The sequence below is a fragment of the Methylobacterium sp. genome (genome assembly GCF_019745455.1).
Classification (GTDB): Bacteria; Pseudomonadota; Alphaproteobacteria; order Rhizobiales; family Beijerinckiaceae; genus Methylobacterium.
The window spans coordinates 21,082-29,237 of sequence record NZ_JAIETD010000075.1 but is presented as its reverse complement, the minus strand read 5'-3'; the positions used below and the strand labels follow the sequence as shown (position 1 = coordinate 29,237).

Genomic DNA, 8,156 nt, shown 5'->3' with positions numbered 1-8,156 from the left:
AATGGTGGCCGGCTTCGCCTCGGAACGACGGCCGGCTTCAAATCGGAATCCCCGGCCGGCTTCGTCGGAATACGCACCGACAGGAGCCTCTGCTTCTCATTCATCGCAACCGTGCCTCCCTCCGATCCGGAATGGATAATATGCATATAATCCACACAAAGGAAAGAAAGCATATTTATGTTTGCGCATGCAAGTCCGAAAAGTCGTAGGTGACCAGTCAGCATCGATCGTGCGCGCACGGGTACGCCTCAGCCCGGGTGCTCCATCATCTCCCAGGAAATCATCGATTTTTCACGACCAGGATCTGTGGCGATGAAGAGAGATGCTTTCCTCGGGCGATATTAGGCCGCGGGCGCGATACTCTCGGCCCGTGGAATGCAGGCTGCCCAGTACACGACGACCGCTCAAGTCATGCAAACTGACCGCCCAATCCGACCTACTGCACGTTGAGGGATTTCATGACGTTCTGAGCGACCTCGGCAGCCCGGTGCATGAGGCGCTTAGGGTTGCGGAAATCCTTGCCGACATGGTCGAACACGCGTGCAGAGCGATTTCAGAGAACGCGTCCTTTCGCGTTAAATTCGATATTGACGCAGCCATGGGAAAGAGAAAGGCAGCTCTGTTCGGCCTCCCTTTTGCCCATCTGAGCGCTGTCCTGATGCACGGACTGGTCCGCCGGGACGGTGTGCTCTCCAGTATGGCCTCACGCCTGACGGCCTCCCGGTTCCGATAAGTCCAACGCAAAAGACGAGGCGAGGCATCATGGATCTGAACACAGTGGACTTCATTCTTATCGAGCTGCTCCTCATCGAGCGTTGCGCAAAGCAGCTCCATTCCTAACCGGTGCGGTGCTCGATCTCGCCCTCCAGTTGTCTGTTAAGCTTCTCGTCGATCGCTTCTGCACGAGCGACGGCGGAGCGGGTCTGGAAACGCTCGACGTAACGCAGCAATTCGAGGTTCGGCGGCACGAGTTTGGCGTTCAAGGTCCAGCCCAGCGCTGTCGCCCATAAGACGTCCGCAGCCGTAATTTTCTTGCCAAACAGGTAGGGCCCCTTGCGAAGCTGCGCTTTCAGCATGTCCATCACCGTGTCGTAGCTGCCATACGGCGACATCGCTTGAGGTCCCGGATCGCGCTTCATGGCTCGATCGACGATCGCTGGCTCGAAGGAGGAACCGTGGAAGGCGAGCCAGCGCAGGTAGGGACCGCGCAGCGTGTCGTCGAGCGCGGGGGCGAGGTTGGCCTCTGGGTAAAGGTCGGCAAGATAGATGAAGATCGCCGCCTGCTCGGTCACGATCACGCCGCCGTGCACGATCGCCGGTACCTTCCCGAGCGGATTGATCGACAGGAATGCGGGCGCGCGATGCTCACCCGCCTTCAGATCGAGCGTACGGACCTCATAATCCGCGCCGAGTTCCTCCAGCAGGGTCAGGACCCCCGACGAGCGGGTGCGCGGCGCGTGGTAGAGTGTGACACGGCGGGAACTCGTCACGAACAGCTCCATCGATTGATCGGACATTTTCGAGCATGGCACGATGCAGCTCGGGGACGTCCTAGACCCAAGTCGGACCTTCGATCAGTAGCCTAGGTCGTTCGAAACCGCATCTTTCTGCGTGGTCGGACGCTAAGGGTGAATGCCCGCCCTCGGACACGAACGGCAGGCGACGGCTCGTACGCATAAAGGAGGGACGGCAGCGATTTAGCTCAACTGCCCGCTCAGCGTAACGCGAGCCGAAACGAGAAACGCCAAGTCCCATACGATTGTGCCGCCAACCGCTCTATGCTCCTCGCCGAGGCGTTCCGCCAGAGTGTCGAGGCCTAACTCAACTGCGCTTGCGACGCCACACTCGACGATGCGGGGGAGCATGGCCTGGGCAAGCGTCGGTAGGAAGGACGGCTCGCCGGCCTGCAAGAGCACCCCCTCGCTTCGAACCACCTCGATGCCATGCCCCGCCGCCCGCATCAGGTCCACCAGACACAGTGCGAGCTTGGTATCGCCGCCCTCCGCCCTGATTGTGTCCCATAACCAATCGTAGAGCCGACGGTGCAGCGATAAGTCGCCGAGCCCTGCGGGAAGTCCGGCACGCCCATGCTCCTGGAACGCCATAATCGTCCCGGGCTTCGCAAAGGCACCGAGACGCGCGAGTGTCGCAGTGGCGTCGGGCAAATACATCAGCACGCGGCGCCCCACGATTGCATCGAAGCGGCCCAGATCAGGGAGCGCGTCCGCTAGGTCTGCCTGCCGGTAGTGGATGGGCGCCGAGTGCGGACCCACATCTGCAGCGTGGCTCGTCGCCATCGCCTCCGCGCTTCGGTCAAGAGCAATAACCTCGCCCGCCGGTCCCACTAATTGAGCGACGAAGCGGCTCAGGTCTCCGTTTCCGCAGCCAACGTCGAGCACGCGCATGCCGGGGGCGATGCCGATCTCAGCGAAGAAACGAGCACTTGGTCCGTTGGCGGGGTTGGGTGCTACCTGCGTCAGGAAGGGAGTCGATACGGGACTCGTAACAGTCGAGACGGTAGGGGACATGGCCTCACTCGTGGGTTCATTGAGAGTTTACGCCAAGTCGCTCGTCCGAGCGCAGTCACAGGTTCCAGCAATTTTCTTCTTCGCTGCGACTGTCGGCCTTCGCTCCCGGTAGGGAACGGGCTGCTTTCCAGCCCTCCCAGTCCTGGACTGGGGTGGCAGCACTCGACCCTTGACGGATCTTCGTTGCGTCCGCTTTGGGCAGTATGATAAAACGGACTCGTATGCCGGAACGGCTAGTTTTAGGCGATTCGTCTTCAAGCGAACGATTTTCCTGTTCTAATATTGGTTTTCGTTCATAATTTTACAAGAGTATTTATTCGCGATAAGCGGCAGCGAAGTCAGATAGGCGGCATTATGAAGGCAGATAAATATTTGTCGATATTCATAATCGTAGACAATATGAAGTAATATCAGCCCCATGAAGCCTCATCGAACCATCGCTGTCTTGGTTGCTTTATTGATGCCAAGCATATTACCGCCGGTGGCACCGCATTGTATCAAGTCCTAGCTATAATGGTCGACGGATCGCGAGGCCGCGGCTCTGCTGAAAGCTCGCTCATCCGAAAATGGTGCAAGGCTTGCGTAAGCAATCGTCTTTAGCTCTGTATGCGAGAAAGCCGATTTTTTAAAGCTAGGTCTTAAGCTGAGGATCAAGATTGTTGGTTTTGTCTGTCGAGAATGAAAGTGAGCGTGTAGCGGCACTCCACCGCTTACAGGTGCTCGGTACCCCACCCGAGCCAGCCTTCGATCGTATCACCAAGTTGGCGCAGAAGCTGTTCGGAGTGCCAATTGCCATCATTTCTCTGATGGACGAGGAGCAGCAATGGTTCAAAGCTAAGTGCGGCGTCGACATCGCCGGCACGCCTCGCGAGCACGCCTTCTGCAATTACACCATCATGCACGACTCCGTTTTCGTCGTCCCGGACGCAGCAGCTAACCCGACCTTTGCGGCCAATCCATTTGTCACCGGCGACCCCTATATACGCTTCTATGCCGGAGCGCCTTTGACGATCGAGCGAGGCATCAGGCTGGGGTCGCTGTGTGTCATCGACACTCAACCGCGTGAGTTTGATGCCGCCGACAGTGCTCGACTGACTGGGCTGGCGCAAATGGTGGTTGGAGAACTCTGGCTACGCGACCAGTTCAGAGAAAGCAGTCATCATGAAGTTATCGAGCAAGAACGGCACCTAAATACGCAGTTTGACTTCGAGATTGATTCATTTCTATTTGGCCCTCAGGTGCGCGCCGCGCGCGGGTTGCTGAATTGGTCCATAAGCGATCTCTCCGCCGCTGCAAATGTCTCAGCAAATACAATAAAGAGAGTAGAATCAAGTAATGGTAATATTTCAATGCGTCATTCTACCGTAACCGCCATTCGTAATGCATTTCTAATACAAAATATATCTTTTACGGGATATAATAAAAACACGGCCGGAGTTCGCGTTTGCAATACTAACAAATGATATCCTGCGCGCAAGCAGCCGCATTAACGATAAATTAAAGTGTTTTGGGCTCAATTGGCCACTGATGGTCGCCGGTCCGGTGCAGCATCGCAATAGATGTCGGCTGGGTCCTCCCAAGCCACACGTTCAAGGGTGGACGATGATCTTTTCTCGCCGGAATTCCTGCGCCACATCAGAGGCGCTGGATCGCTCATTGGCTATGATCGAGTTCAAGCCTGACGGTACGATCCTGACGGCGAACTCGAACTTTCTGGCCACCGTTGGCTATACGCTAGCTGAAGTTGTTGGGCAGCATCATGGCCTATTTGTCGATTCAACCGAGCGGCACGGACAGGCTTACCGCGACTTCTGGGCAGCACTTGCCCGTGGTGAGTTTAAGCGTGCGGAGTTCAAGCGCATCGGCAAAGGCGGGGCAAAGATCTGGCTTCAGGCCACGTATAATCCTGTCCTGAATCGCAAAGGGCAGGTCATCAAGGTGGTCAAGATCGCCACAGATGTTACGCAACAGAAGCTCCTGAGCGTTGATCACGACGGACAATTGGCGGCAATCCATCGCTCACGAGCCGCCATCGAGTTTGCGCTCGATGGCACGATCCTGACGGCAAACTCCAACTTCTTGGATGCGGTCGGCTACACGCTTTCTGAAGTTGAAGGACGGCATCACAGCCTATTTGTCGATCCAGTCGAGCGGAATGGACTGGCTTACCGCGACTTTTGGGCAGCGCTTGCCCGCGGTGAGTTCCAGCGTGCCGAGTTCAAGCGCTTCGGCAAAGGTGGGAGAGAAATCTGGCTCAACGCCATCTACAATCCGATCCACGACCTCGATGGCAAGCCCTTCAAGGTGGTGAAATTCGCGAGCGATATTACAGTAGAAAAACTGCGCACTGCCGACGTCATGGGCCAGATTGCGGCGATCAATCGCTCGCAGGGCGTGATCCATTTCGACCTGGAAGGCATAGTCCTGGATGCTAACGAGAACTTTCTTCGCGTCCTCGGTTACAGCCTCGACGAGGTTCGCGGCAAGCATCACCGCACCTTTGTAGATCCAGCACATGCGGAATCGGCTGATTATCATTCCCTTTGGGAAGGTTTGCGCCGTGGCGAGTACCAGACGAACGTGTTCAAGCGGGTTGGCAAGGGGGGCAAGGAGGTCTGGATCCAAGCCTCGTACAACCCGATCTTCGATATGAATGGCAGACCATTTAAGGTGGTGAAGTACGCCACCGACATCACGGCCAAGATGGCTGCGCAGATCGATGCCTCCAGCGCATCGGAGCAGACGCTGACGAGCGTCCAGACCGTTGCCTCATCAGCCGAGGAGCTGAGTGCGTCGATCGGAGAGATTTCTCAGAGCTTGGCGCGGTCCAAGGCTGAGGTCGATGCGATCCACGAGCGCGCACAAGCGGCGGATGCTTCGACCGCACTGCTTAAGGATGCTGCAGCCTCAATGAATGGCGTCGTCCAGCTCATTTGCGGAGTCGGCGAGCAGATCAATCTTCTGGCCCTGAACGCCACGATCGAAGCCGCTCGCGCTGGCGAAGCGGGGCGCGGCTTTGCCGTCGTCGCAAGTGAGGTCAAGAACCTGTCGAGCCAAGTGACGACGGCAACGGGGCGAATCTCGCAAGACATTAAGGCCATGCAGGGGGTCTCGGGCGACGTCGCCGCGTCCCTAGGGGCGATTGCCGGGTCGATCACCTCGGTCCGCGACTTTGTCACCGGGATTGCCTCGGCGGTCGAAGAGCAGAGCGCCGTCACGCAGGAGATCTCGACCAGCATGCAGACGGCCGCACGTGGCATGGTGGGCATCAACCATTGCCTCCTGGCTCTCAGAGGCTAGGGATCGTCCCCTTCAAGGCCACGTCAGCCGAGCAGATTGTTCAGCTAATTGCTCGGCATTTGAAAAATTATGATCGCCACTGTATTGTCAAAAAAGATCCGACGATGAGTTATTGTCAGATGAGCTCGCTCCTGCCGGCCTGAAAGCAAATTCAGGCGAAGAAGTCATTTAAGACTCTTCGATGACGACCTGAAGCCATCTCGGAAGGGAAGTGGCTTATTTCTCCGAGTTCAGTGCAAAACGGACAATCTTCCGTCGCGTTGATGCGCCGGGACTTGAGCACATGATTAAGGTGGGAGACTCGCAGTCCCTGTGTACTGCAACCACATCCTCTGGGGCCGCCTACCTATATTGATACGGGATATATCAAAGGTACAGCTTGCGCGCGAAATGCCGATTGCCTCTGCGGTGCCGATCGGCTCGCATATTGCTCCATCGCATCCCCCCGGGCCGGCGGCCGGACCTGGGGGGGCTTGCGTCATGTGCGAGTCGAGTATCTCGTCCCACAGAGCTGAAGACGCGAAGATTTTGCTCAGAAAGGTAAGAAGGACCTTCACGTTCGGGCTGCTGCGCCGACCTTTCGCCACAGCGCCATGATTGTGCGAGGACGAGCGCCGGATCTGCGCGAGCTTATTTGTCTTCGCTCGTTGCTGTGATGACCTCTTTCCAAACTGTCATCTCGCGTTGAAAGAGCGCCCGATGAGCTTCCGGTGTCCGCTCAGCCTCCGGATATGAATTCGTGCCGACGTCTGCGAAACGGGCGCTGATCTGGGCATCGGCAAGGGCGACGCCGAGAGCTCGGTTCAGGGCTTCGATGACTGGCTGCGGCGTTCCAGCCGGGGCATAAAGGCCGTGCCAAATTGTGAACTCAAATCCGGAAAGTCCGGCCTCGATGAGAGTTGGCAACTCTTTGAGCACGCCGAGACGTTTCCCAGAAGTAACGGCGAAGCCTTTCACTGTACCGCTTGAGACCTGGGGCACGGCAGTGGTGGATTGGTCGCACAAGAGGTCGACTTGACCGCTTACGAGATCGTTCATCGCGGGGCCCGTGCCACGATAGGCGACCTGAGTGAAAGATACTTTGAGCGCTCGACTGAGCAACAGGCCACAAAGATGGGAGTTGGAACCCACGCCCGCATGAGCGAGGGTGGACTTCATTGCATCACCGCCCTGGCCGCGCAGGCGCGCGAGCAGCGCGGGTGCGTCGGCCGCAGGATCGTTCTTGCGAGCCAGCAGCACCATGGGACCAGCGTTGATGAGGCCGAGCATCTCGAACGCCGTCGCGGTGTCGTAGGACAGGTTCTTGTAGAGCGAAGCCCCCGCTGGGAGAGCGACGTGATGAATGAGAAGGGTATGTCCGTCGGTCTCCGCTTTTGAGACTCGCGCCGCGCCGAGCGTGCCACCGGCACCGGCAACGTTTTCGATCACAACGGAGCCATTCAGCGTCTTGCTCATCGATTGAGCGATCAGACGAGCGATGGTGTCGCTAGGACCTCCGGCCGCGAACGGCACGACAAGGGTGATCGGTCTCGTCGGAAAGGTCTGTGCCTCGGCACCTCTAAGAAAAATGCCGGTAAGGACGCTTACGACAAGCGCGGTGTGACGGGCAAAAGGCGGCATGGATCGTTGCCTTGATCGAGGCCAGGAGAAACGCAGCTTGCCGGGCCTCACCGGTCGTCAGCCACGTAGCGAGCCGATGCGCTGCTCAAGCGTCGCGCGCTCTTGCCGAGGAACACTTGCCGAAGAAGCAGATGGGCGACCTAGCCGTGGAGAAGCACTGCCACGTCTGTCATGGACATATCTGCTCGAACAGCATGAGAGCTCATTTTTATATCTTACATAAGACTGCGGGGTCAATGATCGTTCAATGAGAGACGATAAGGCGTTATGTCGATCGGGACGGGAGGCATCCTCCAACGCAGTTGACCATCGAAATTTGTATGTCTTATATAAGACTCGTCGTCTCGGGAAGGCGACGGCGCTGATAGAGGAATCCTGGAATGAGCAGTCACGCCACGCCCGGCGAGAACAGGACGAAGCCGCACCTTCTCGCCCACAGCCCGCGTGACAACGTCGCCGTGGCCGTGATCGAGGGATTGAGTGCAGATACCGCAGCCTTTGGGGTGATTACGGAGGACGACTCGACCTTCGAAGTTCACGTGCGCCACGACATTCCGATCGGCCACAAGGTGGCGCTCGTCGACCTCAAGGCCGGGGATACGGCGATCAAGTACGGCCAGGACATCGGCAAGATCGTGAAGGACGTCGCTCGTGGCGAGCACGTCCATGTCCAGAACCTCAAGACCAAGCGCTGGTAGCGGCCCGATT

General features: G+C 57.7%; 6 protein-coding genes. 3 read left to right on the top strand and 3 right to left on the bottom strand.

The window, feature by feature from the left end; translation table 11 throughout:
• Window positions 1–836: 836 nt before the first annotated feature.
• Both K2Y56_RS16290 and K2Y56_RS16285 read right to left on the bottom strand, forming a co-directional pair.
• A complete protein-coding gene (locus K2Y56_RS16290; protein ID WP_292509672.1) occupies window positions 837–1,502 on the bottom strand; it encodes a glutathione S-transferase family protein in 666 nt (221 codons plus the stop codon).
• 195 nt (window positions 1,503–1,697) lie between these two features.
• Entirely contained in the window at window positions 1,698–2,528 is an 831-nt protein-coding gene (locus tag K2Y56_RS16285) for a methyltransferase domain-containing protein (RefSeq protein ID WP_292509669.1), read from the bottom strand.
• 659 nt (window positions 2,529–3,187) lie between these two features.
• Between K2Y56_RS16285 and K2Y56_RS16280 the strand changes: the two genes are divergently transcribed.
• Together K2Y56_RS16280 and K2Y56_RS16275 are read left to right on the top strand one after the other, a co-directional pair.
• On the top strand, window positions 3,188–3,991 hold the full coding sequence (locus tag K2Y56_RS16280) for a GAF domain-containing protein (protein ID WP_292509666.1): 804 nt from the start codon (window positions 3,188–3,190) through the stop codon (window positions 3,989–3,991).
• A gap of 139 nt (window positions 3,992–4,130) precedes the next feature.
• Window positions 4,131–5,828, top strand: a complete 1,698-nt coding sequence (locus K2Y56_RS16275) for a PAS domain-containing methyl-accepting chemotaxis protein (RefSeq protein WP_292509663.1) — start codon at window positions 4,131–4,133, stop codon at window positions 5,826–5,828.
• Window positions 5,829–6,458: 630 nt separating this feature from the next.
• Here the strand turns inward: K2Y56_RS16275 and K2Y56_RS16270 are convergent.
• Window positions 6,459–7,448 (bottom strand): tripartite tricarboxylate transporter substrate-binding protein, encoded by a 990-nt coding sequence (locus K2Y56_RS16270; protein WP_292509661.1) that lies wholly within the window; start codon window positions 7,446–7,448, stop codon window positions 6,459–6,461.
• 380 nt (window positions 7,449–7,828) lie between these two features.
• Between K2Y56_RS16270 and K2Y56_RS16265 the strand changes: the two genes are divergently transcribed.
• A complete protein-coding gene (locus tag K2Y56_RS16265; RefSeq protein ID WP_292509658.1) occupies window positions 7,829–8,146 on the top strand; it encodes a UxaA family hydrolase in 318 nt (105 codons plus the stop codon).
• Window positions 8,147–8,156: the final 10 nt, after the last annotated feature.

Bases quoted from the DNA above. Each gene is read 5' to 3' on its own strand.
- K2Y56_RS16290 (WP_292509672.1), bottom strand. From the start codon at position 1,502: ATGGAGCTGTTCGTGACGAGTTCCCGCCGTGTCACACTCTACCACGCG.
- K2Y56_RS16285 (WP_292509669.1), bottom strand. From the start codon at position 2,528: ATGTCCCCTACCGTCTCGACTGTTACGAGTCCCGTATCGACTCCCTTC.
- K2Y56_RS16275 (WP_292509663.1), top strand. From the start codon at position 4,131: ATGATCTTTTCTCGCCGGAATTCCTGCGCCACATCAGAGGCGCTGGAT.
- K2Y56_RS16270 (WP_292509661.1), bottom strand. From the start codon at position 7,448: ATGCCGCCTTTTGCCCGTCACACCGCGCTTGTCGTAAGCGTCCTTACC.
- K2Y56_RS16265 (WP_292509658.1), top strand. From the start codon at position 7,829: ATGAGCAGTCACGCCACGCCCGGCGAGAACAGGACGAAGCCGCACCTT.